At 73.1% G+C, this 22,393-nt stretch carries 19 protein-coding genes; 4 read left to right on the forward strand and 15 right to left on the reverse strand.

Annotated features, from left to right (window positions below):
- Positions 1–58: 58 nt before the first annotated feature.
- Both ACWDR0_RS13640 and ACWDR0_RS13645 read left to right on the forward strand, forming a co-directional pair.
- A complete protein-coding gene (locus tag ACWDR0_RS13640) occupies positions 59–1,081 on the forward strand; it encodes an SPFH domain-containing protein (RefSeq protein ID WP_456351834.1) in 1,023 nt (340 codons plus the stop codon).
- On the forward strand, positions 1,078–2,157 hold the full coding sequence (locus ACWDR0_RS13645; RefSeq protein ID WP_456351835.1) for a hypothetical protein: 1,080 nt from the start codon (positions 1,078–1,080) through the stop codon (positions 2,155–2,157). Before ACWDR0_RS13640 ends, ACWDR0_RS13645 begins: the two co-directional genes overlap by 4 nt.
- Positions 2,158–2,222: 65 nt before the next feature.
- Here the strand turns inward: ACWDR0_RS13645 and ACWDR0_RS13650 are convergent, their stop codons facing one another.
- From ACWDR0_RS13650 to ACWDR0_RS13685, 8 genes are all read right to left on the reverse strand, one after another.
- Positions 2,223–2,990 (reverse strand): enoyl-CoA hydratase/isomerase family protein, encoded by a 768-nt coding sequence (locus ACWDR0_RS13650; RefSeq protein ID WP_456351836.1) that lies wholly within the window; start codon positions 2,988–2,990, stop codon positions 2,223–2,225.
- Positions 2,987–4,234 (reverse strand): cytochrome P450, encoded by a 1,248-nt coding sequence (locus tag ACWDR0_RS13655; protein WP_456351837.1) that lies wholly within the window; start codon positions 4,232–4,234, stop codon positions 2,987–2,989. The genes ACWDR0_RS13650 and ACWDR0_RS13655 overlap by 4 nt, the downstream gene beginning before the upstream one ends.
- A 93-nt stretch (positions 4,235–4,327) precedes the next feature.
- Positions 4,328–5,683, reverse strand: coding sequence for a cytochrome P450 (locus ACWDR0_RS13660; protein ID WP_456351838.1), 1,356 nt, complete (start codon positions 5,681–5,683; stop codon positions 4,328–4,330).
- Between the two features lie 11 nt (positions 5,684–5,694).
- A complete protein-coding gene (locus ACWDR0_RS13665; protein ID WP_456351839.1) occupies positions 5,695–6,255 on the reverse strand; it encodes a GTP-binding protein in 561 nt (186 codons plus the stop codon).
- Between the two features lie 3 nt (positions 6,256–6,258).
- Complete coding sequence (locus ACWDR0_RS13670) at positions 6,259–6,642, reverse strand: DUF742 domain-containing protein (protein ID WP_456351840.1); 384 nt, start codon at positions 6,640–6,642, stop codon at positions 6,259–6,261.
- Complete coding sequence (locus ACWDR0_RS13675) at positions 6,635–7,474, reverse strand: roadblock/LC7 domain-containing protein (RefSeq protein ID WP_456351841.1); 840 nt, start codon at positions 7,472–7,474, stop codon at positions 6,635–6,637. Before ACWDR0_RS13675 ends, ACWDR0_RS13670 begins: the two co-directional genes overlap by 8 nt.
- Positions 7,471–8,673, reverse strand: a complete 1,203-nt coding sequence (locus ACWDR0_RS13680; protein WP_456351842.1) for an ATP-binding protein — start codon at positions 8,671–8,673, stop codon at positions 7,471–7,473. Before ACWDR0_RS13680 ends, ACWDR0_RS13675 begins: the two co-directional genes overlap by 4 nt.
- A 173-nt stretch (positions 8,674–8,846) precedes the next feature.
- Positions 8,847–9,935, reverse strand: a complete 1,089-nt coding sequence (locus ACWDR0_RS13685) for an AraC-like ligand-binding domain-containing protein (protein ID WP_456351843.1) — start codon at positions 9,933–9,935, stop codon at positions 8,847–8,849.
- 592 nt (positions 9,936–10,527) lie between these two features.
- On the opposite strand from ACWDR0_RS13685, the gene ACWDR0_RS13690 reads away from it, so the two are divergent.
- Positions 10,528–10,863 (forward strand): hypothetical protein, encoded by a 336-nt coding sequence (locus ACWDR0_RS13690; protein ID WP_456351844.1) that lies wholly within the window; start codon positions 10,528–10,530, stop codon positions 10,861–10,863.
- 311 nt (positions 10,864–11,174) lie between these two features.
- On the opposite strand, the gene ACWDR0_RS13695 is transcribed toward ACWDR0_RS13690, so the two are convergent.
- Positions 11,175–11,594 carry a hypothetical protein gene (locus tag ACWDR0_RS13695; protein WP_456351845.1) on the reverse strand — a complete coding sequence of 140 codons (420 nt, stop codon included), beginning with the start codon at positions 11,592–11,594 and terminating at the stop codon, positions 11,175–11,177.
- Between the two features lie 441 nt (positions 11,595–12,035).
- Here ACWDR0_RS13695 and ACWDR0_RS13700 point away from each other — a divergent pair, with 441 nt between their 5' ends.
- Positions 12,036–13,868, forward strand: coding sequence for a hypothetical protein (locus ACWDR0_RS13700; RefSeq protein ID WP_456351846.1), 1,833 nt, complete (start codon positions 12,036–12,038; stop codon positions 13,866–13,868).
- 31 nt (positions 13,869–13,899) lie between these two features.
- On the opposite strand, the gene ACWDR0_RS13705 is transcribed toward ACWDR0_RS13700, so the two are convergent.
- From ACWDR0_RS13705 to ACWDR0_RS13730, 6 genes are all read right to left on the reverse strand, one after another.
- A complete protein-coding gene (locus ACWDR0_RS13705) occupies positions 13,900–15,837 on the reverse strand; it encodes a serine/threonine-protein kinase (RefSeq protein WP_456351847.1) in 1,938 nt (645 codons plus the stop codon).
- A gap of 52 nt (positions 15,838–15,889) precedes the next feature.
- Entirely contained in the window at positions 15,890–17,023 is a 1,134-nt protein-coding gene (locus tag ACWDR0_RS13710; RefSeq protein ID WP_456351848.1) for a hypothetical protein, read from the reverse strand.
- A 1-nt stretch (position 17,024) separates the two neighbouring features.
- Positions 17,025–17,390, reverse strand: coding sequence for a hypothetical protein (locus ACWDR0_RS13715; RefSeq protein ID WP_456351849.1), 366 nt, complete (start codon positions 17,388–17,390; stop codon positions 17,025–17,027).
- 25 nt (positions 17,391–17,415) lie between these two features.
- Positions 17,416–19,080, reverse strand: a complete 1,665-nt coding sequence (locus ACWDR0_RS13720) for a hypothetical protein (protein ID WP_456351850.1) — start codon at positions 19,078–19,080, stop codon at positions 17,416–17,418.
- A gap of 263 nt (positions 19,081–19,343) precedes the next feature.
- The gene (locus tag ACWDR0_RS13725; RefSeq protein WP_456351851.1) at positions 19,344–20,795 is read right to left on the reverse strand and encodes a terpene synthase family protein; all 1,452 of its coding nucleotides are present in this window, start codon (positions 20,793–20,795) and stop codon (positions 19,344–19,346) included.
- Positions 20,792–22,156, reverse strand: coding sequence for a cytochrome P450 (locus tag ACWDR0_RS13730; RefSeq protein WP_456351852.1), 1,365 nt, complete (start codon positions 22,154–22,156; stop codon positions 20,792–20,794). Before ACWDR0_RS13730 ends, ACWDR0_RS13725 begins: the two co-directional genes overlap by 4 nt.
- Positions 22,157–22,393 lie beyond the last annotated feature (237 nt).

Genomic DNA, 22,393 nt, shown 5'->3' on the forward strand with positions numbered 1-22,393 from the left:
ACCTTGACGAGATAGGTACCGATTCATTAGGGTCAGAGGGACGAAAAGGGGTTTCCGCATGGCCGACATCACCCGGCGTCTCGGCTGGCGCCATCTGCGCTCCGCGCCCACCTCCCATATCCGGCACCACCGCGGCGGACGGCTGGTCCACGACGGGCCCGGCCTCGGCTTCTGGTACCGGGCCCTGTCGGCCGCGCTCTCCGAAGTCCCGGTCGACGACCGGGAGGAGTCCATGGCCTTCCACGCCAGGACCTCGGACTTCCAGGACGTCACCGTCCAGGCGACCGTGGTGTACCGGATAGGGGACCCCGCCCTGGCCGCCACCCGGCTGGACTTCTCCATCGACCCGGACACCGGCGCCTGGCGCGGAGCACCGCTGGAGCAGTTGTCCACCCTGCTCTCCGAGACCGCCCAGCAGCATGCGCTCGACGTCCTCTCCCGGACCCCGCTGGCCGCCGCGCTGGTCGACGGGGTCGCGGCGGTACGGGACCGGATGGCGGCCGGGCTCGCGGCCGAGGCCCGGCTCGGGGAGACCGGCCTGACGGTGGTCGGCGTACGGGTGATCGCCATCCGCCCCGAGCCGGAAGTCGAACGCGCCCTGCGCACCCCGGCGCGCGAACTCGTCCAGCAGGAGGCCGACCGCGCCACCTACGAGCGCCGGGCGGTGGCCGTCCAGCGCGAGCGCGCCATCGCCGAGAACGAGCTGGCGAGCCGGATCGAACTCGCCCGGCAGGAGGAGCGGCTGGTGGAGCAGCGGGGCGCCAACGCCCGCCGGGAGGCCGAGGAAGCGGCCGCCGCCGATGCCGTAAAGGCGCAGGCCGAGGCGGCCCGTACGGTGCGGCTCGCCGCGGCCGAGGCCGAGGCGGCCCGGGAGCTGGGCGAGGCGCGGGCGGCGGCCGAGGCGGCCTGGCTGCGGGCGTACGGTGCGGTCGACCCGGCGGCCCTGCGCGCGCTGACCGCCACCCGGCTCGCCGAGAACCTGCCGCATATCGAGAGCCTCACCGTCTCGCCGGACGTGCTCACGGGGCTGCTGGCGAAGCTGGGGCGGCCCGGCGGGGACGCCCCGGAGGCCGGGGCGTGAGCCTGGCACCGCGGGCGGTCCTGGTGCACAGCACCACGGAGTACGAGCAGTTGCTGGCCCGGCACGGCACCGCGGGGCAGGCCGGATTCTTCCTCTCCTCCCGGGGCCGGAGCCTCGCCGAGGTCGCCGAACGGCACGAGACCGCCCGCCGGGCGCTGGCCGCGACGGCGGCCGCGGTCCCGCTGAACTGGCGCCAGGCACGGGTGGAGCGCGGCCAGCTGGACCGCTTTCTCTTCGGTCCGGAGGACGTGGTCGTGGTGGTCGGCGCGGACGGGCTGGTGGCCAATGCCGCGAAGTACCTCGGCGGACAGCCGGTGATCGGGGTGGATCCCGAACCGGGCCGGGGCATCGGCGTACTGGTCCGGCACCGCCCCGGCGACACGGCGCGGCTGCTGGCGTCGGCGGTCTCCGCCGGGGCGGTGTGCGACGAACTGACCATGGTGGAGGCGGAGGCGGACGACGGCCAACGGCTCTGCGCGCTCAACGAGATCTACCTGGGCGCGCCGGGCCACCGGACGGCCCGGTACCGCCTGGGGAGCGACGGACCGTCCGGCGGTCGGCCGGCCGGAAGCGGAACGACCGGCGGCGGAAAGGCCGGGAGCGGAGCAGCCGGTGCCGGACGATCCGGGAACGGAAGGCACGGGGGCGAAGGATCCGAGCGCGGGACAGCCGGCGCCGGGAAATCCGGGAAATCGGGGAAATCGCAGTCCCTGAAGAGCGGCAGCACCCGGCCCGCGGAGGAGGCGCAGGCGTCCTCCGGGGTACTCGTCGGCACCGGTACGGGCGCAACCGGCTGGCTGGGCTCGCTGTGGCGCGAGCGCGGCGGCGGAACGGCCCTCCCGGCACCGACGGACCGGCGGCTGGTCTGGTACGTCCGGGAAGCCTGGCCCTCGCCCGCCACCGGCACCTCGCTGGTCGAGGGCGCCCTCGGGCCCGGCGAACGGCTCCGGCTCACGGTGGAGTCGGACCGGCTGGTCGCGTTCGGGGACGGGGTGGAGAGCGACGCCCTCCAGCTGACTTGGGGCCAGACGGTACGGGTGGGGCTCGCCGGGCTGAAGCTGCGCCTGCTGGTCTGAGCGCCTGCCGCCGGGCGCCGCTGCGCGCCCGGCGCGGGGCTCGGCCCCTGGGCCTACCCCGCGGACTACCCCCGCAGCTGCGCCGCCAGCAGATGCGCGTCGAGCAGGCCCGGGTCGGCGGAGCGGTCCGCCCTCGCGTAGCCGGCGAACATCCGCTTCGTCAGCGCGAGGGCCTCCGGGGAGCGGCGGGCGATCGGCCTGGCCCAGGCGTCGACGGTCCGGTCGAGGTCCGCGGCGGGCACCACCTTGTGGAGCAGGCCCAGCCGTTCGGCGGTGTACGCGTCGAAGGTCTCGCTGGTGAGCATGAGTTCGCGGATCCGGGCCGCCCCGGCCTCCGAGATCAGCCGTCCGAGGGCGCCGCCCCAGGCGGGCGGCAGCCCGAGGCCCACCTCGGGCATCCGGAAGCCGCAGGTGTCGGCGCCGGCCCGCAGATCGCAGAACGCGGCGAGGGCCAGCCCCGCGCCGACGACCCGGCCGTGCAGCCGGGCGATCGTCACCACCGGGACGCTCTCCAGGGCCCGGCACAGCCGGTGCGCGCGGTCCACGATCCGGCGCAGCGCGGTACCGGTGGGGTCTTCGGCGAGGGCCGCCCGGTACTCCTCGCGGTCCGCGCCGAGGCAGAAGTCGGGGGCGCCCGAAGCGAGCACCAGGACACGTATCGAGGGCCGGTCGTGGAGCGTGTCGAGCAGGGCGGTGAGCGCGTCGACGGCGCCCGTCCCGAGGGTGCCGTCACCGCCCTCCGGGGCGAGGGTGATACGCAGGACGGGTCCGTCCTCGGCGACCGCGAGCGGCGGCAGCACCGGCGGACCGGGCAGGGGCAGGGTGGTGGTCATGCGAGCGTGACGTCCAGGTTCAGCAGGCGCCGGAACGCCACGCGGGGCGCCCAGGACGGGCGGCGCGCGAGCGTGAGGCGGGGCAGGCGGCGGGTGAGGCGGCGCAGCAGGATATGGGCTTCGAGCCGGGCCAGCGGGGCTCCCATGCAGTAGTGGATGCCCCCGCTGAACGCGAGGTGGGCGGGCTTGCGCAGCGGGTCGAACCGCTCCGGGTCGTGGTGGGCCGCGGGGTCGCGGTGCGCCGCCGCCACCATCAGATGGACCATCTCGTCCCGGCGTACGTCGTAGTCCCCCAGGGTGGTGTCCCCGGCGGCGACCCGGCTGATCACCTGGGTCGGCGGATCGTAGCGCAGCGACTCCTCGACGAAGGCGGGCACCAGGTCCGGCCGGGTGGCCAGCCGGTCCCACCACTCGGGGCGCTCGAGGAGCAGCAGGGTGGTGGTGGAGAGCATTGTGGAGGTGGTCTCCAGGGCGGCGAGCAGCACGAACAGGGCGAGGAAGTAGACGCCCTCGTCGGCCCGTTCACGGTCCGCCTCCAGGGCGTCCCAGGTCTCTATCCAGCGGGAGACGGGGTCGTCGCCGGGGCGGGCCCGGCGCTCCCGCACCAGGGCCGTGAAGTAGGCGCGCAGTTCCTTGGTGGCCGCGTCCGAGAGCGCCAGCTGGCTGGCGGACGGCAGCAGTTCCTGGGTGAAGACCTGATCGTGCGTCAGGGTCCGCAGCCGGGGCAGGTCGGCGGCGGGCAGGCCCAGCCAGGAGCCGATGGTGAGTACCGGCAGCTCCTCGGCGACCAGGCCCGCGAAGTCGGCCTCGCCGTCCCGGACCCGTTCGACCAGGGTGTCGAGGAGCCGGTCGGTCAGCCTGCTCACCGGCCGGCCCATCCGTTCGACGGTGCCGCGGTCGAACGAGCCGGCGGCCCGGCGGACCCGGGTGTGGTCGGGTCCGTTGAGCGCGGGCAGGGTGTGGCTCATCTCCCTGGCCGACGGCGCGTTCCAGCGGGTGCCCGCGCCCTGGCGGGCCCGCCATTGCTGGTCGGGTTCCAGCCAGTCGCGACTGCGGAGTACGGAGTCGCACTGCTGGAACCCGGTGACGAGATGACCGCCCCAGGGGGCGGGTACCACGGGGCCCATCGACCGCAGGGCGGCGTAGATGGGGAACGGGTCGCTCTGTCCCTTCGCCGTCCGCAGGCGAGAGAAGAGCGCGACGGCGCTGCGGCGGCTGACCGAAGAAGGAGGAGCGACCTTCACGGTGACGGATCCTTTCTGCAGATACAGCCGCGATAAGTACCCGTGAGATCCCTAAACCATCCGCCATCGAGGGATTACGTGACGTTACTTACGTCACTCCCCCCTCGTCCAAGCCAGGAAACGGCTGAAAAGGCCCATCTTCTGGTGGGAGCGCTGCGCGGCCTCCCGGACGGGGGCGGTCCGGGGGACGGGCGGCACCGGCGAGGACGGACCCGCGGCGGCGAGCGGGGACTGGGTCACCGAGATCTGGGGGGTGAACCGGACCGGGAGGTTCACCAGGGTGCGGCTCCACGGCGACGGCGCCCAGTTCAGGTCCTTGAACGGAACGCGGACCTCGACGTCGGGCAGCCGGTTGAGCAGGGTTTCCACGGCGGCCACCGTCATCATGAACGCCGGGTCCTTCGCCGGGCAGGCGTGCGGTCCGGCACCGAACGACAGATGGGCCTTGGCGCTGAGCTGCTCCCGGTGGGCCGTCAGCCGCGGGTCGTTGTTGGCCGCGGCGAAGGAGATCACGAGGGGATCGTTGGCGCGGATCACGCGCTCGCCCAGCTCGACGTCCTGGGTGGGGTAGTGGACCGCGTAGTTGGCGATCGGCGCATAGTTCCACAGCGCCTGCGACACCGCGTCCTCGACCGGGAGGCCGGTCTGCCACTCCTCGGAGAGGTAGAGGGCGCTGCTGGTGCCGATGGCCGCCGCCAGGGGGGCGGTACCGCCGGAGAGCAGGGTCACCAGCTGGTGCAGCACCTCCTCGTCGGTCAGCTTGGCGGAGTGCTGCATCAGCCGGGTGGTGAGGTCCTCGCCGGGGTTGCGCCGCTTGAGGGCGATCAGTTCGGCGAGCGCCCCGCCCAGCACCTGGTCGGCGTTGGGGGTGCCGTCGAAGATTCCGGAGATACCGGCGATGACGCGGTCGCCGATCTCGGGCGGGCAGCCGAACAGATCGCTGAAGACCAGCAGCGGCAGCGGCTGGGCGTAGTCGGCCATCAGCTCGGCCTGGCCCTGCGGCACCGCGCCGAACTGCCCGATCAGATACTCGGCGGACTGCTGGGTCTGCCGGACGAGGTGCAGTTCGTTGACGGTGGCGAGGCTGTCCGTGACCGCCTGCCGCAGCCGGGCGTGGGCCGCGCCGTCGCTGAAGAGGGCGTTGGGGCGGTAGCCCATCATCGGCAGGGCGGGGCTGTCCTCCGGGACCCGGCCTTCCTTCAGGGCGTTCCAGCGCCGGGCGTCCCGGACGAAGGTGGCGGGGTTCTGCAGGATGTACAGCGCGGCGTCGTAGCTCGTGACCAGCTCGACCTCGACGCCCGGGGCGATGTCGACGGGGGCGCTGGGCCCGAACGCGCGCAGGGTGGCGTAGTGGCCCTCGGGGTCGGAGCCGAAGGCGGGCCCGAAGAGCGAGACGTTGCCGTGCGCGGGGCAGCCGGCGGGTATCCCTGAGTCGGGGAGCTGCTGCATGCGGGAGTCTCCTAGTCGAGAAGTGAGAGTAGGTGGTTCACGAGAGTGATGAGGGCCTGGGCGGACGAGCGCTGGTCCCGTACGTCGCAGGTGACCACGGGGGTCTCCGCGCTGAGGTTCAAAGCCTCACGCACCTCGTCGAGCGGATAGGCGGGATGGTCCTGGAAGTGGTTCACGCCGATCGCGTAGGCCAGCCCGAAGCTCTCGACCAGGTCCAGCACCGGGAAGGACTCGGAGAGCCGCTCCGGGTCGACGAGGACGAGCGCGCCCAGGGCGCCCCGGGACAGCTCCTCCCACATCTCCTTGAAGCGCTCCTGCCCGGGGGTGCCGAAGAGGTAGAGCACCACCTGGTCGCTGAGGGTGAGCCGGCCGAAGTCCATGGCGACGGTGGTCGTCGTCTTGTCGGGGGTGCTCGACAGATCGTCGAAGCCCTCGCTGGCCTCGGTGATCTCCTCCTCGGTCTGGAGCGGCTCGATCTCGGAGATGCTGCCGATGCAGGTGGTCTTGCCGACCCCGAAGTGACCCACCACAAGGATCTTCACCGCGGTGGAGACGCCTGGATCCAGGTACACGTATCACGCTCCGAATCGGGATTTCAGGCCATCGAGCACGGCGCTGAGCAGTTCTCTGTCGACACGTTCGGCGCTCGGGACCGGCTGCCTCACCAGGATGAGACCGCCGTCCTCCAGCTGCGCCAGCAGAATGCGCACGATGCCCAGCGGCAGATGCGTATGGCCCGCCACCTCGGCGACGGAGAGGAAGCCCTCGGCGACCAGGTCCATCACCATGCGGGCTTCCGGCGACAGGGTCCGGGCCGCGGCCGCGGTGCCGGGCCGGGCACAGACGAGGGTGGTGCGTTCGTACTCGTGGTCCGGGGGCAGTTCCCATCCGTTGGTAACGACGAAGAGGGGTACCAGCGAGGAGGTCAGTTCCAGCTCGTGCTCCGGATCGTCATGCATCGGCTCCCCCCGCCCGTGCCGGAGCGGCGCTCAGCCTCGGGGCCACGGCGTGCAGCCGGGTGCTGAACTCCTCGATGTCGGCGTCCCGGTCGGCGGCGGCGGCGAGGAAGGTGCCGTCGCCCGCGGCGATCAGGAAGATCCACCCGTGCTCGAACTCGATGACGGTCTGGCGCCACTCGGCGTCCGGGAGATCACCGGCGAACGGCGCCGTGACCCGGCTGTAGGCGTTGATGCCGGTCATCGCGGCGGAGATGGTGTCCGCCAGATCGCGGCCGAGACCGGAGGTCGCGCCGCGGGGCAGTCCGTCCGCGCCGAGCAGGACGGCGTGCCGGGCGCCCTGTACGTCGGCGACCGCCTCGTCGAGCGCGGCGAGGGCGAAGCCGCCGGGCAACGGTTCCGACTGCCGGTCGCGGACCTGGTCACCGGCGGCCGCCCGGCTTGCGTCGACCCGGGGCGGCGAGGTGAGGTTGTCGCCGAGCCGGGCGACGAGCCGGTGCATCCGGAAGGAGATCTGCTGCATATCGACCTCGGGCGCCGCGGCGGCGGCCAGATAGGCCCCCTGGCCCGCGCCGATCAGGAAGATCCACCCGTGGGAGAACTCGATGATCGTCTGGCTCCACAGCCGGGCGTCCGACTCACCGGCGAAATGGGCGATGGCCCGGCTGAGCGACTGCATCCCCGCCATGGCCGCGGAGATGGTGCGGACGTCCTTCGCGGGCAGGCCCTCCGTCGCCCCGCGGGGCAGACCGTCGGCCGACAGCAGGACGGCGTGCCGCGCCTTGGGCACATTGCGAACGATGTCCTCCAGCATCCACGACAGATCAGAGGTCATGTGTCTTCCGCCCCTTCAAACGCCGGGGATTCGAGGTTGCGGCCGGATATGGTGCCGCGCTGGAACGCGCCGAGACTGCGGCCGGTGGCCCGGGCGGCCTCGTCGGTGCTCCGGGGCGCGGGCCGGACGGAGTCGCGGTTGCCCGCCTCGCCGAGCGGCTTCTTGCGGGCCCCGCGCTTGGGCAGACCGTGCACGGTGCGCCCGCTGTTCTGCGAACGCCCCTCGGCCTGCCGGATGTCCATCACCGGGGCCTCGGCCACCGGCGGCGTCTCCTCCATGGTCCACAGCTCCTCGGGGAGCAGGACGACGGCGCGGACGCCGCCGTAGCGGGAGATCCCGGTGACGTCGACCTTGAACCCGTACTGCCGGGCCAGCAGGCCGATCACGGGGAAACCGAACTTGGGCTGGTTGCCCAGGTGCGACAGGCGGGGCCGGACGTCCCCGGACAGCAGGGCGGTCGCCTTCTGCCGCTCCTCGTCGTTCATGCTGACGCCCGCGTCGTCGATGACGATGCAGAGGTTGTTCTGGATGTGCTGGAAGGTGATCTCGATGGGCGCGTCGCTCTGGGAGAAGCTCGCCGCGTTGTCGAGGAGTTCGGCGACCGCGAGGGCCACCGGCGACACCGCCGACGCCTTCAGCGCGAAGCCGGTCTGCTGCATGATCTCGACCCGCCGGAAGTTGCGGATCTGTCCCTGGGCGCTGCGGACCACGTCGTAGACGCTCGCGGGCCGGCTGCGGCGGCCGATCGGCGCACCGCACATCACGGCGATGCCCTGGGCCTTACGGGCCATCTGGGCGTTGGCGTGGTTCACTTCGAGAAGATCGCCGAGCACGGAATGGCCACCGTACTTCCGCTGGACCTCCTCAAGAAGCGCCATCTGCTCGGCCGCCAGGGACTGGAGGAAACGCGCCGCACCCTTCAGCACTGCCTTGGTACTGTCCTCGGAAGCCTCCTCGGCCTCCCGGACCGTCGTGTCGTGCTCGTCGTGGAGCCGGCGCAGTTCGGCCTGTGCTACCGCCAGTTGGCTCTCCGCCGTCCGTATCTGCTGCCCCAGGGCGGCCTCGGACTCGCGTTTCCTCACTCCCAGGGCTCTGTTGCGGCCGACGAGCAACACGACCGCGGCAACGGCTATCGCCGCCACCGCGACCAAGCACCACGTAAGTGCGTCTTGATTCACGACAAACCTTTCCCGGCGCATGACCGGAACACATTGACGGAAGCACCTCGTAGAGGGTCCGCAACCCGGCCGCCTGGCTGCCGCGTCAACTACGCGACATTCGGCCCGAGTTGTGAGATTCATGATCGCGGATTCGGGCATGCTATCACCGCGGCTTCACGCCCGGGACCTGCACTTTTACCCCCTGATTACCATCAAAGGGGCGTGTCCGGGGGATTCTCCCGCAAGGGCTGTCCATACCGGCAAGTCGTACCGCGCCGGAGTCCGGCGCCGGGAGCCGGTCCGTCCTCGCCCGGGGCACCGGGCTGCTGATGCTGTGCCGCGGCCCGCCGGACCTGCTGGCGGTAGGCACGGGGGCTGATGCCGTACGCCGCTTTGAAGGTCCGGCTGAAGGCGGCATCGCTGGTGAAACCCCAGCGGGCGGCGATCACATGGATGGGCTGCGGCCGCCGGGGCGAGGCCAGATCGGCCCGGCAGCGCTCCAGCCGCTGCCGCCGGATCAGCGCGGCAACGCTCTCCTCCTCCGTACGGAAGAGGGTGTAGAGGCTCCTGAGGGAAATGTGGTGACGGGCCGCCACGGTCTCGGGGCTGAGCCCGGGGTCGTCGAGATGGTGCTCGATATACGCGCGGACCTGCCGGAGCACCACTTCCTCGCGGGTGTCCGCCGACAGCGCGTCCCAGGTGTCGAGTTGCTGCGCGAGCAGCGCGGAGGCCAGATGCACGGTACTGCGCTCCAGCGACTCCAGCTCCCCGGGCGAGCACTTTCCCGCATGCGCCTGCAAGGAGCCGAGGAAGCGGCGGAGGATCGCGCCGATGCCCTCGCGGGCGGCGAACCCGTGGGCGAGCCGGGTGTCGAGACGCCCCGGGGGCAGGTCGACCGCGGTCCTCGGAATGCCCAGCAGCAGCACCCGGCTCCCGCCGGGCGACGTCGTCCCGGCGGTGTAGGGATGCGAGGTGTCGAAGAGAACCGCGTCCCCCGCCACCACACTGGTCTCCTTCCGGTCCTGCTCGACCCGCATTCCGCCCCCGGTGAGCAGCCCGAGGAAGTAATGCTCCGGATCGCTCCGCCGGATCAGCTCCGGCGTCCGCCAGGCCCGCTGGGCACCGAAGTCATGGACGGCAACGGACACCCGGCCCAGCTCCAGCACCCCCGACCGGGCATGGAACGTCGCCGGGTCCAGCAGCTCCATCCGGTGCGGCACGACCGTCCGGTTGATCATGTCGCTGAACCACTCGGGCCGGTCCGCCCTGGCGACGGAGTCATGGGACACCCAGGACCACATGGCGGCTCTCCCCCTTCATACCGGTCCGGTGGTCGAAGGACACCCCGGAGCACGGCGAATTCGGTACGGACAGCGGAACCCGCGTAGTTGCGCACGGCCGGTGTATCCACTCTGACCTGCGACGGGTGCGACATATCGTATCGGCGGCCCCCGGCCCGCGGAACGAGGTTCCGGGGCAGGTGGGACCGGCCGCGGGGAGAAAGCCCTTACCCTCCCGGGCGGCCCCCAGCGCCACCAGGCGGGCGGGTTCCGCGGGGCGCGGGTGACTGGGGGGAGCGGCGGCGGTGGTGAGCAGGGGGAACCCGGAGGCGGTCAGTGGGGTGAACCATTGCCTTCGCTTGGGGAGACAGCCCCCGGCCCGCTCGGCACACTTGCTCCATCCCGTGGTTCAGGGCCGCTCGGGGGACGGCCACCGCCATACCTCCCGCGTGTTCGCGCGCCGGTGACGAGCCGGCATCCGTTTCGGCACGACGGAACGGAAGAAACGTTTCGGCATCCGCTGTCCCGCCGCGGCTCCGCGGTGGGCGCGCCGCGCGTGCGGCCGGCCCGGCCTCCGTACCAGTAACGGCATTCGCCAGACTGAAGGAGAGTCATGCCCTTACGCACCTCCGTCTCCGCACTCGCCGTCGCCGCGCTCGCGTTCGGCGGGCTGACCGCCGTGGGGGCCCCGGCCGCCGCGGCGGCTCCCGGGCCGGTAACCGTACGGCCGCTCATCTCCTGCACTCCGGAGAACGTGGACGGCTACACCGGCCGGACCGCGTGCACCAATCTGGGCACCGTGTCCGCGTACCGGGTGCGGGTGACCTGTAGACGGACCAACGGCACGTTCTTCAACGCCTACGGGGTCTGGAGGGTCGCCGGCTGGTCCGTGGCGACCTGTTCCACCACCGGTGCCGCCACCGTCTGGAGCGTCGCCACCGAGTACTGACGGGAGCGACGGCCCGCGATCCGCGCGCCGGGCGCCGGGCCGACGCGGGCCGCGGATCCGGACCTTCCCCTCCCGCCCCGTGGTGGGAGGGGAAGCCGCCGCACGTTCCGCGGCGGGAGAGCGAGCCGCGCGCGGCTCGGCGGCCTCCCGGCCGTGAACCGTGCCGTCCCGGGGCACCGCTGAATCCATCCGGAAAGCGGGGCGGGAAAATTGCGGAGAGCGGAGAGCGGAGAGAAAGAGGAACGGCGGAAGGCCCCCTCGGAACGGGCATTCCGAGAGGGCCTCGCCTTAGGACGGCACGGCGCGCGCCATCAGCAGAACGGCGTGTCCGGGAGCACATGGTCGGCATAGTCGACGTAGTAGCTGGCCATCCAGCCGCTGAAGTTGGGGCGGATGATGTAGACCCAGTACGGGTTGCCGCCGACGGTCTGGCTGCCCCGCTTCTGGCACCATGCCTCGAACGACTCCCCGGGGTTGACCCGGCCGCGGACGTTCGGACAGTTGGCGACGGATGGGGAGTTGTTGCAGCGGGCGAAGTCGCCGTTGTTGTGGCGGACGTTCACATTCGTCGCCCAGGTCGTGAAAGAGCGCTCCACGACGGCGTCGCCGCGGTGCTCGACGGCGGGCCTGCCGTCCCGTGCCGTGGTGTCCGTGGCTCCGGCGGGAGTAACGGGAGTGGCGGCCAGGATCGTCCCCAGGACGAGAACGGCCGAGCCCAGCATTGTTCGCATTTTCATTTCGTTCCCCCGTCCGACCGGTGGCGTTTCCACCGCAACCGGACCTCTCCATGGTGGAGCGGGAAAAGCGCCGCCCTGAAGAGGGAAGTCGGCCAGGCGTTATCCGAAAGGCCGGACCGGGAAATGCCTGAGCAGACGTTCGAGGAATTACCCGCCGAATCGAATCTGCGGATCACGACAATCCTATGAATGCGACGGCAGAGACCCCCGTGGTCCCGGGCCGCCGGAGCACGGGCGGCGAACTCCGCCGAGGGCCCGTCCCATCCTCCGCTTCCGCACCAAGCACCCCTCGGGCACTGGAGCCCCGGGGCCCGCCGCTGGCCGGAAAGGACCGGCCGCCGGGGACACCCGCGCGGATACCCCCGCACCGTACCCAGGGGGCCGCTGCCGGACCCCGCCCACGGGCCGCGCCCGTAAAGTCGCGATAATGCCTGGATGAGCGCTGCCGTTCCCCTTCCGCCGGAGCACATACCCGAGGGCACCGCCGTCTGGCAGTCGGTGGACGCGCGGCGCTGGCGGGCCGCGGGGCCGGGCGGCTGGACGCATCCGCTCTGGGCCTCCCTCGCCGTCGTCGTGGCCGTGGTGTGGTCGGTCGCGGCGGCCCCGGACGTGCCGTGTACGGCGGCCGCGCCCTGCGACACCGTCTGGGACGAGCTCGCCGTCGGGGCGCTCGCCCTGCTCTGCCCGTACTGGATATGGCGCCGGCCCCCGCTCGCGCTGGCCGTCCTGGCCGGATATCTCGGCGGAGCCGCCGTCGAGGCCGCCGCCCCCGGCCGTACGGTCCTGGCCGCCGGTGGTGACCCGTGGAGCACTTGGCCGGTGGCACAGCTCGCCGCCCTCTTCGCCGCCGTCTCGCTGACGGCCCGGCTGGTGGCCGGCCGCCGCCGCGGACGGACCGCCCGGGAAGCCGCCGGGCCCGCGCGCCACCGGCCCCCGCCCGCCGCCCGCGATCCGCGCCGCGGTCTGGTCTCCCTGGGGATCGGTGTCCTGCTCCTGGCGGGCACGGCCTACGCCGTCGCGGACGCGCAGCGGATCGTGGCCGAGTACGAGCGGCGGGCCGCGGGCGCGACCCGGGTGACGGCCGAGGTGAAGGGCGCGACCGGCGACCCGGACGGCGTCACGGCCCTGGAGGCCGAGGACCCCGCGGGCCGCCGCCATGCGCTGCACACGGTCTTCCCCGAGTACTACCCGGTGGGAACCGAGGTCGAGGTGGTGTATGACGGTTCCTGGACCCGGCTGGTATCGGAGCCGTACGAACTGATCGACCAGGAAATCGTCGCCCTGCTGACGGGGGTACCCGGCCTGCTGTTCCTGGCCGACGGCCTGGCCGCGCTGCGCCGCGTCCGGGAGCGCGGCCGGAGTCCGCAGCCCGTGCTCGGGGTCCTCGTCCGGCCCGGCCCGGGGCGCGCTCTGCTGGTGCATGCGGGGGACGCGCCGGACGGCGGGGAGGCACTGTTCACACTCCGCCCGGTCCGCCTCCGGCCCGCCCGGTCCGCCGCCGGTGACCGGGTGCCGGGGCCGTTGCCGGGCCGGCGCCGGTTCCCGCGCGAAGCCCTGCTCTTCGGCACGCCCCGCCCGGGCGGCGAGGTGTTCCTGGCCGCCCCGGGTGAGTACGGGCTCTTCACCGTCGGCCCCGGGTCTCCCGTCGGCCGGGAGGCCGCCGCGGCCCCGCCGTCCGACCCCCGGCCGCGCCGCAACCGGAACGCGCTGCGCCCGCCGGACGAGGTGGCCGCCGGGATGGTGCCGGTGACCGCGCCCCGGGTCTGGTCGGCCGACCGGGCCTCGCGCGGGGTAGCGCTCTTCCTGCTGCTGGTACCGGTCGCGGGCACCGTGGAGCTGCTCACCGGAAACCCCTCGCCCTATCGGCTGGTGCTGGGCGCCGTGGTCCTCCCGACGCTGCTGACGCTGGTGGCGGCCGCGCTCAACTGGCGGGTGTCGGCCGGGCGCACCGGGGTCTGGGTGACCGGCGCCTGGCGGGTGCGGCATGTGCCCTGGGAGCAGCTCACCGGGGTGCGCCATGTGGACGACGGCCTCCGGATCGGCGTCTCCGGCAAGGAGGAGATCCGGCTGTACCCGACCGGCTTCCTCCGGCTCCAGCAGCTTCTGAAGCAGCCGTCGGCGGCGCGGCGGGCCGCTGAGGAGGTGCGCGCCCTGCGCCACCATCCTGAGCTGCGGCCCGCGGCGGATCCGCAGGCCCACGGTATGCCGCTGGGACCGGTACTGACCGCGGGCGGGGTGCTCCTCTATCTCGCCGTGGTGCTTCTGTGACGGGTCCGGCCCGCCGGACGGCGGGCCGGGCTCACCCGGCGGGCTGGTACTTGGAGAGCACCTTGCCCTTGGTGTCCGCGATCAGATAGCCCGTCTCGGAGTACTCGTTGATCAGGTAGACGGACATCCCGGCCGGGGTGCCGAATGTCGCGTTCGGCGGTTTGACCACCAGATAGCGCATATTCGGGTTCTCGACCTTCAGCTCCTTGTCGGCCGTGCGCAGCAGTGCCGGTACCGCGTTCCAGTTGTAGCGGCTCAGCTCGACGGGCCGGTCGCCGCCGATGATGTTGCCGCGGATATTGCCGGGGCGCAGCCCGTTCTTCAGGTCGTAGCTGTAGGACTCGTAACGGGTGTTGCTGCCCTTCACCGCGCTCCGGAAGAAGGCGTACTCCGAGTAGACGGTGAGGCCGAACACCCGGTCGCTGCCGGTCTTCGCCTTCAGCGCGGCGACAGCCGCACGGATACCGTCGGCGGTCAGCATGCTCTTCACCGCCGGAGTGTCCGCGGTGGCGCCGGACCCCGGCTTCGTGCCCTTTCCGGTGCCGGGGGCGGGTGACGCGGTGCCCGGTTTCCCGGAGGCACCGGGCTCCGCGACCGTGGCGGGCCGCTCGTTCGACGTCCGCCATTCGGGCAGTGCGCCGGAGTACACCACCGCCGTCACCGCAGCGGACAGCAGCACCGCGCCGACCGTGAGCCGGGCGCGCAGCCGGGACGGGGGCGGCACCGGGGCGGTGGGGGTGAGCACCGTCACGGGTTCGGCGGACGGACCCGGGCCGGGGGCCGGGCGGCCCGGCGGCGGGGTGGGCGGGGCCAGCAGATAGGAGGTGTCGGCGGCCCCGGTATCGGCAGTACCGGGTCCGGCGGGCCGGGCGGACTCCCCCGCGACCGCCCCGCCGACGGGTATCGCGTCCCCCGCGCCCGCCACGGCTCCGGCGGCTCCGGCGGCTCCGGCGGCTCCGGCGGCTCCGGCGGCTCCGGCGGCTCCGGCGGCTCCGGCGGCTCCGGCGAGCATCCGGTCCAGGGTCCCCAGATCGGGCCGGATCGCCGGGTCCTTGACGAGGACCGCGTTCAGCGGGCCGGTGAGCGGGCCGGCCCGGAGCGGCGGCGGCACCTGCTCGTTCAGTACGGCGGCGAGCGTCGCGAGGGTGGTGGCGCGGCGCAGCGGATGGCGGCCCTCGACGGCGACGTACAGCATCATCGCCAGCGACCACAGGTCGGACGAGGGACCGCCGGACTCCCCGGTGATCCGCTCGGGGGCCATGTAGTCGGGGGTGCCGATGATGGAACCGGTCGCGGTGAGGACCGTCGACTCCCGGATCGCGGCGATCCCGAAGTCCGTGAGCACCGGCCGTCCATCGGGCCGCAGCAGGACATTGGCCGGTTTCACATCGCGGTGCTGGATGCCCGCGGCATGCGCGGCGCCGAGGGCGGCGAGCACCTCACGGCCGAGCCGGGCGGCCTCCGCGGGGTCCATCGGGCCCCGGGCCAGCCGGTCCGCCAGCGAGCCGCCGGTGACCAGCTCCATCACCAGCCAGGGGTAGGTGTCCCCGCCGCCGTCGACGACATGGTGGATGGTGACCACGTTCGGATGGTCGACCCGGGCCAGGGCCCGGGCCTCCCGCAGCACCCGGGCCCGCAGCGTACGGGCGGCCGCCGGGTCGTACTCGGCGAGCCCGGGGTCCGGCGGGCGTACCTCCTTCAGCGCAACCGCCCGGTCGAGCAGCAGATCGCGGGCGCGCCAGACCGTGCCCATACCGCCGCCGCCGAGCCGGGCCTCCAGGGCGAACCGCCCGTCGACGACGCGCTCCCGCCCCGCAGTTCCGGTACCTGTGCCCGTACCCGTACTCGTGCCCGGGCCCGGGCGGGACCCCGCCCGGGGTCCGCTGCCGCCCCCTGCGGTGCCGCCCGTACCCGTGCCGGTTCCTGTGCCGTTGTCGGCGCCGCTGTCGACGCCGTTTCCGCCGCTCATGGCCGGGAGCATACGAGAACGGTCCGACAGTCCGACACGGCCCCCGCTCCCGTCAGGGGGTGAAATGGGCCAGAGCGTTGTCCAGCAGGGTGCGCTGGGCCGGGCTCTGTGCGTCGGGCGCGCAGGCCAGCAGGGCCACGAGCTTTCCGTCGGTGGCCGTGAAGGCCCGTTCGATGCACTGGCGCGGGCCGCCCGCCAGAGCGCTGGTGTAGCGGTAGAGCAGTTCCGCGGCGTCCCCGGACGGATTCTCCGGGCCGCTGTCCACCGGTCCGTGACCGTGGCTCAGATAGTCCGTGAGGGCTTTTTCGAGGCCCTTGTCCGTCTCCCGGACGGCCGTGACCGGGGTGTAGCCGGGTTCGGTGATCGCGAAGAACTGGATCAGGCTGCGCCGGTCCGGGGAGAGATAGAAGATGCTGCTGCCCTCGCTGGTGCGGGACCAGCCCACCGGTACGGCGATGGTGAACCCGGTGGCGTCGGTCACGACCTCGTACCCGTCGGGGACCTCGGGCGAGGCGCTCGCGGAGGGTTCGGCGGATTCCTCCCCGGTGCCGTCCGTGGCGTCGCCGTTGTCGCTGCCGTCCGTGCCGTCGCTGCTGTCGCTGCTGTCGGAGACGGAGGGCGCGGCGGACCGTTCGGTATCGCCGTCCCCGCCGGGGCCGACCGTGAACCAGAGCGCGGCCGCGACGGCCGCGGCCGCCAGGACGGACGCGACGAGGACCGTGCCGAGCGGACGCCGGCGGCGCCGGGGCGGGTCCTCCAGCCCGTCGAAAACGGTGTCGCCGGCGGCTTCCCCGGTCCGGGTCCCGGGGCCGGTGTCCGGCCCCGCGGGACCGTGGGCGGTGGTGTCCCCGCCGCCCGGTCCGGAGCCGCCGTCCGGTCCGGAGGCCGCGCCCGGTCCGGATCCGGTCCCCGGTCCCGAGCGGGTCCCCGGTCCGGAGGCCGACTCGGCGGCCCCGTCGCCGCCCGCTCCGGGCGCGGCGGACGGCGGCGGGAAGGACGGCGGCACGGGCGGGGGCGGCGGTACGGCGGGGTGCGGGGGACCCGGTTGCCCGCCGCGTCCGGCGGACCCGCCCCGGCGGCCGTCCCCGAGGCCTTTCCCGCGGCCTCCCCCGGTGTCGTACGACGGCGGTCCCCCGCCGTCCTCCCAGCGCTGTGTCTCCGGGTTCCAGTAGGTCCCACCGGACATCTCAGCCTCCGAGGAGCGCGCTGACCAGCTCCGCCACGGCGACGCCGGAGCCCAGGACCCCGGCCCATTCTCCGGCCGCGGCCAGGGACGCCCGCAGTCGCTCCAGCCGGGCCGGGCCCGCCGCGCCCGAGGCGGTGATCTCCTCCTCGGCGGCGACCAGTTCGGCGTCCAGGACTTCCGTCGCCGCGGTGGCGACCAGCCGTTCCAGATCCGCCCGCAGGGCCCGGACCGCCGTCAGCAGTTCCCGCTGGACCGGGTCGTCCACGGCGGCCGCGGTGGTGTTGTGGGTGGTCGCGGTGGAGTGGGCGCCGAAGGCCATCGCGCTGTGGGACACCGTACCGATATGGACGGAGGCACCGGGTCCCACGGGCGGCTCCGGGCTCCCGCCGCCGTCAGTCCTTGTCGTCGCGGCCATCTCGTTCCCCCTCGTCGAAGTTGTGCACCTTCGCGGTGCTGTTGGCTCCGAAGCCGAAGGCGCTGTGGTGCGCCGAGTCGATGTACACACCGCCGTTGACGGTGACGACCTTCTGTTCGAACTCGGCCGTCTGCCAGCCCGCTTCCCGCAGCGCGTCCTTGACGCCCTCGCTGATCCGGTCCTGGATGCTCTTGAGGTAGCGCTGCACGTCCATCTGCTGGAAGAACGAGCCGGCGCCCTGGGCGCCCAGCTCCCGGACCGCGGCGGCCGGCCCCTCGGGGAGGGCCAGGCGGTGACCGCCGGTGGCCCGCTCCCAGGCCGCGGCACCGGCGCGGTAGACCGAACGCACGGACGACGCCAGGCTGGCGGGGGTGTGGGCCACCGCCCAGGCGACCTTGCCGACCAGTCCGCCCGCGAGGTAGCGGTGGGCGTCGCGCTCCGCTTCGCGGAAGGCGTTCCGTACGGGCATCAGCACATGCGGGGCGACCTCCAGGACCAGCATGCCGCCCTGGGTGTGGACCCGGACGAACACGGTCACGACGACGTCCTCGTACCAGCCGCCGACCCGGATCCGGAGGAAGTGCCGGCGGGCCTCGCCGCCCTCCTCGACGGCGGCGTCGTGGTGCTCGGCCGTCTCCGCCGGGTCGTACGGCGCGGCCTCCCGGCTGTCGATGCCGTCGGCCGGGAGGAAGACGACCTCGTCCGTACGGAGTTCCCGCAGCCGGTCCCGGACCAGGTCACCGGTCTCCGACGGATCGTCGGGCGAGGGCACGGTGAGGGCGTCGACCAGCGGGCGGACCCGGTCGAGCACGGTCCGGTTGTCCAGGGCCTCCGGGACGGCGCCGGTACGGGGGCGCAGCTCGACGGAGAGCGTCCACGGCTGGAACGCCCGGCCGGCGCCCCGGAACGGGTTGTCGGAGTGGTACATCACGAGCCCGGCGTGCTGCTCGTAGCGGATCTCCTCCATCCGACGCAGGGTGTGGGGCGAGGCGGTGCGCTCCGCGGGGTCGGCTTCCGTATCGCGGAACCCGGCGGCGGACAGCGGCCCGGTCAGGGCCTGCGCGGACTGGCTGCGCCGCAGTCCGACGAGGAACACCAGGAGCATGTAGAGGAAGACGGCCAGCAGGGCGTAGCCCGGGGGCCGCGCGTCGAAGGAGAGGAACGGCAGGGAGACACTAACCGGCAGTCCGGAGACGGCCGGTTCGAAGCCGTCGTCGTCCCGGAAGAGCCCGTCGACGCCGTTCCACACCAGCATGACCAGGACATAGGCGAGGGCCAGCCGGGCCGCCCAGCGGATCAGGGTGACCATGCCGCGGACGAGCGCGGACGCCTTGGCCACCTCGGGGTCGGCCCAGGCGAGCAGCGCGAGGACGATTCCGGGGGCGAGCAGGATGACGAAGTACGCGCCGGCCAGCGGGACGGCCAGCACCCAGAGGGCGACGATCGTGAGGGCCCAGCCCGCTTCGCGGCGGCGGGCGTAGGCGGCGTGGGCGAGGATGCGGGCCGCGTCGATACCGAAGGACGGGGCGGTGAACCGCTCCTCGTGGACCGAGAGTTCGTCGATGACGGCGGAGCGGAAGCGGTCGTCGGTGTGGACACCGGCGCAGAGGTAGCGGCAGGCGTCGCTGACCGCGGGGGGCACCGGTTCCCGGACGGGTAATCGGGCCGGGCCCGGCTCCGCACCTGCTGGGCCGGGTACCGCGAGACGGGTCACAGTCGGCTCCCTTCCGGGTGACGGGGCAGGATCGTATGTCATGGAGATTGCCCGGGTGGCATGGTTGGACACTCTTTGCCGGGGCCGTGTCGGGACCCGGCCGTCGGGGGGCGGCGCCGGGCGCCGGTGTGCGCCCGGCGCCGCCCTTCGTCACCTCGGGAAACCCGCGGCGCGCGGGTGGTGTGCGCGGGTCACGACGCCTCGACGTGGTCGCGGCGCGCCGGTTCGTACCAGGGCCGGACCGGGTGGCCGTAGGGCGCGCCCTGGAGGGGGCCGTAGCCGTAGGTGTGGCCCGGCCGTTGGCGACCGTCGTCGGCAGCGGCGGCGTACGGCCGGGCGTGGGCGGGTGCGGTCTCCGCCTCCGGGCGGCCGGGGGCGTGGCTCTGGCCGGGGCCGGCGCCGCGTACCAGGTCGGTGTCGCTGGTCAGCCGTACGCCGTCGGCACGGCGGTAACGGTCGGAGGAGAAGGACCAGTCGAGATTGCCGCGCATCCACGCCTCCATGCCGTCGGCGTACGACTCGACGGCATGGCGCTCGCCGCGGGTGAGTCCCAGCCACTGGCCGGAGAGCGTTCTCAGCTCCTCGCGGGCCTGCCGAAACTCGGTGACCCAGCCGCCGACCCGGCCGTAGACGGCGTCGATGGCGTCCTGGAGGCCGCGGCCGCGTTCCCGGGCGAGGACGAGCACCCCGTTGGTGGTCTCGCCCGCGACCAGCTCCTTGCGGAGGGAGACGATGTCGTTGACCCAGACGACGACGTCGGAGGCGCATTTGAACATCGTCTGGAACTGGTCGGTTTCATGGAGCAGCGGGGGGATCTCCCGGTCGGACGCGACCTCCAGCAGGTCGAGCGAGGGGGTGATCCCGCCGGAGGCGCGGCGCAGCTGGGTGTAGCCGAGCAGTCCGGGGGTGTGGTGGTGGCGGCGGTTGAGGGACTCGTATTTGAACGCGGCCAGGAAGTGGGTCATATGGAGGGTGAAACGCATTCGCCAGGCCGCACTCCGGTCGCGGGCCAGGTCGTGCCAGACCCGGGCCAGTATCGCGTCGAGCCGGCTGGCCGCGGTCGACGGCAGGGTGGCGTCGGGGGTCAGCAGCCGGAGCATGCGGAACGCGGACGAGTCGTAGTCGATCTGGCCCTCGGGCTGCCGGTCGTGGCAGTCGTCGATGACGAACGCCCAGGTGAACCAGCCCGCGACGGCGTCGGCCCGGTGCAGCCCCATGGCCGGGTAGGAGCGGGCGATCAGGGCGCCGAGATGGCTGCGGGCGAGCCGGTCGCGGGCGGCCGGGCTGTCGAGGAGGTCGTAGGCGTCGGCCCAGCCCATGACGGAGGCTTCGAGGTGGTCCAGCCAGGGGGAGACATGGGGCTGGAGCGCCAGCAGGGGGTGGTCGGGGCCGGGCCAGAGGTCGAGGAGGGCGCCGGTGGCGGGGTCGGCGACCCGGGTGGGGTCGGTGCCGGGGTCCGGGTGGGCGGCCGTTGCGGCGTGGTCGGCGGGGTGTCCGCAGGGCGTGTGGTGCGGGGACCGGCAGGAGTGGGCCGCGGGCGGGGTGTGCGGGATGTCCGCGGGGCAGGCGGGGTGCTCCGCGCAGGGGACGTACGCGGGGTGCAGCGGGCGGGGGCCGCCCGTCGCGGCGAGGGTGGGAGTCATGCGCGGGCCTCCGTCGTCATGGGCAGCGGACCGGTGGTCAGTTCGGCCTTGGCCACCGGGCGGATGCGGTGGCCGGGCAGCGGGCGCAGCCGCCAGGCGGCCGTGAGGGAGGCGAGGGCGAGGGTGACCTCGTGGTTGGCCAGGACGTCGCCGAGGCACTTGCGGCTGCCGCCGCCGAAGGTGATGGTCGCGTTGCGCGGCAGTTCGCGGGCGTTCTCGGGCAGCCAGCGGTCCGGGTCGAAGCGTTCGGGCTCGCGGAAGACCGCCGGGTCGCGGTGGAGGGCGTACGGGCTGAAAACGATGCTGGATCCGGCGGGCACGGGGTGTCCGGCCAGGAAGGTGTCGGTGACCGCCCGCCGAGTGATGAACCAGACCGGCGGGTAGAGGCGGAGCGCCTCGGCGACGACCCGCTGGGTGTAGGGAAGGGCGGGCAGGTCGGCGGCGCGGGCCGGGCGGCCGCCGAGGACCGTATCGACTTCGGCCAGCAGGGTTCGTTCGACGTCGGGGTTCCCGGCCAGCAGATGGAAGGCCCAGGTGAGGCCGGACGCGGGGGTTTCGACTCCGGCCGCGAGCACGGTCATCAGCTCGTCGTGGATCTCGGTGTCGGTCAGCCCGAGTCCGGAGTGCTCGTCACGGGCGTTGAGCAGGACCGTCAGCAGGTCGTCGCGGTCGGCGGCGTCCCGGCGGTAGGTGGTGAGCATCCGCTCGATGACGGTGTCGAGGCGCCGAAGGGCCCTGGTGAACCGGAGGTTGGCGGGGGTCGGCAGGGCGTGCAGCAGCGGGAAGGGGATGACCATCCGCCGGTAGACGCCCTTCCAGACGACGGGGAAGTTGCGCTGGACGGCGGCGACGGCGTCGGAGGCGATATCGGCGGAGAACATCATGCGGGCGGTGACCCGGGTGGTGAGCCGGCTCATCTCGGTACCGGCGTCGACGACGCCGCCCGGGCGCCAGGAGCGGGAGAGGGCGGTGACCTCGTCGTGCATCAGCCGGCAGTAGTGGTCGAGCCGGTCGCGCTGGAAGGCGGGCTGGATGAAGCGCCGCTGCCGCTTGTGCGAGGCGGCGGGACAGGTGCCGACGCCGTCGCCGAGCAGCAGCTTCATCGTGTCGATGAACTCGCCGCCCTTGTCGAACGTCCGGGGATTGTGGAGCACTTCCTGGACGACGTCGTGGGTGCAGGCCATGTACGCCGTACTGGTGCCGATCTTCAGTCGTACGAGGTCTCCCTCGTGGCGCAGTCCGGGCAGAAAGTCGAGGGGGGAGCGGAAGAGCTGGAGGCCGTTGCCCAGCAGGGGCAGCCCGCCCGGCGCCCGGCCGAGGCGGTAGGAACGGCGCTCGGGCGCAATCATTGTCGTGCTCACTTGAAGAACCCTTACTGCGGAGACGGCAGGACACACCTGTCGCCTGGTCGTGATGAAAGCCGGATTCGTCGTGCGTACGTACGCCCTCGCACCTGAGCGGGTTCGCCGCCCGCCGGCCCGCTGCCGGCCCGGACTCCTTCGTCCGGACCGCTTTCAACCTGCCGCAGTGACGGCAGGGACGAGCGGGCGTACGGGCGAGGTGCGCAAAGTACGCATACGGATTGAAACACCACGTCC

It is taken from the genome of Streptomyces sp. NPDC003691 (assembly GCF_053981115.1).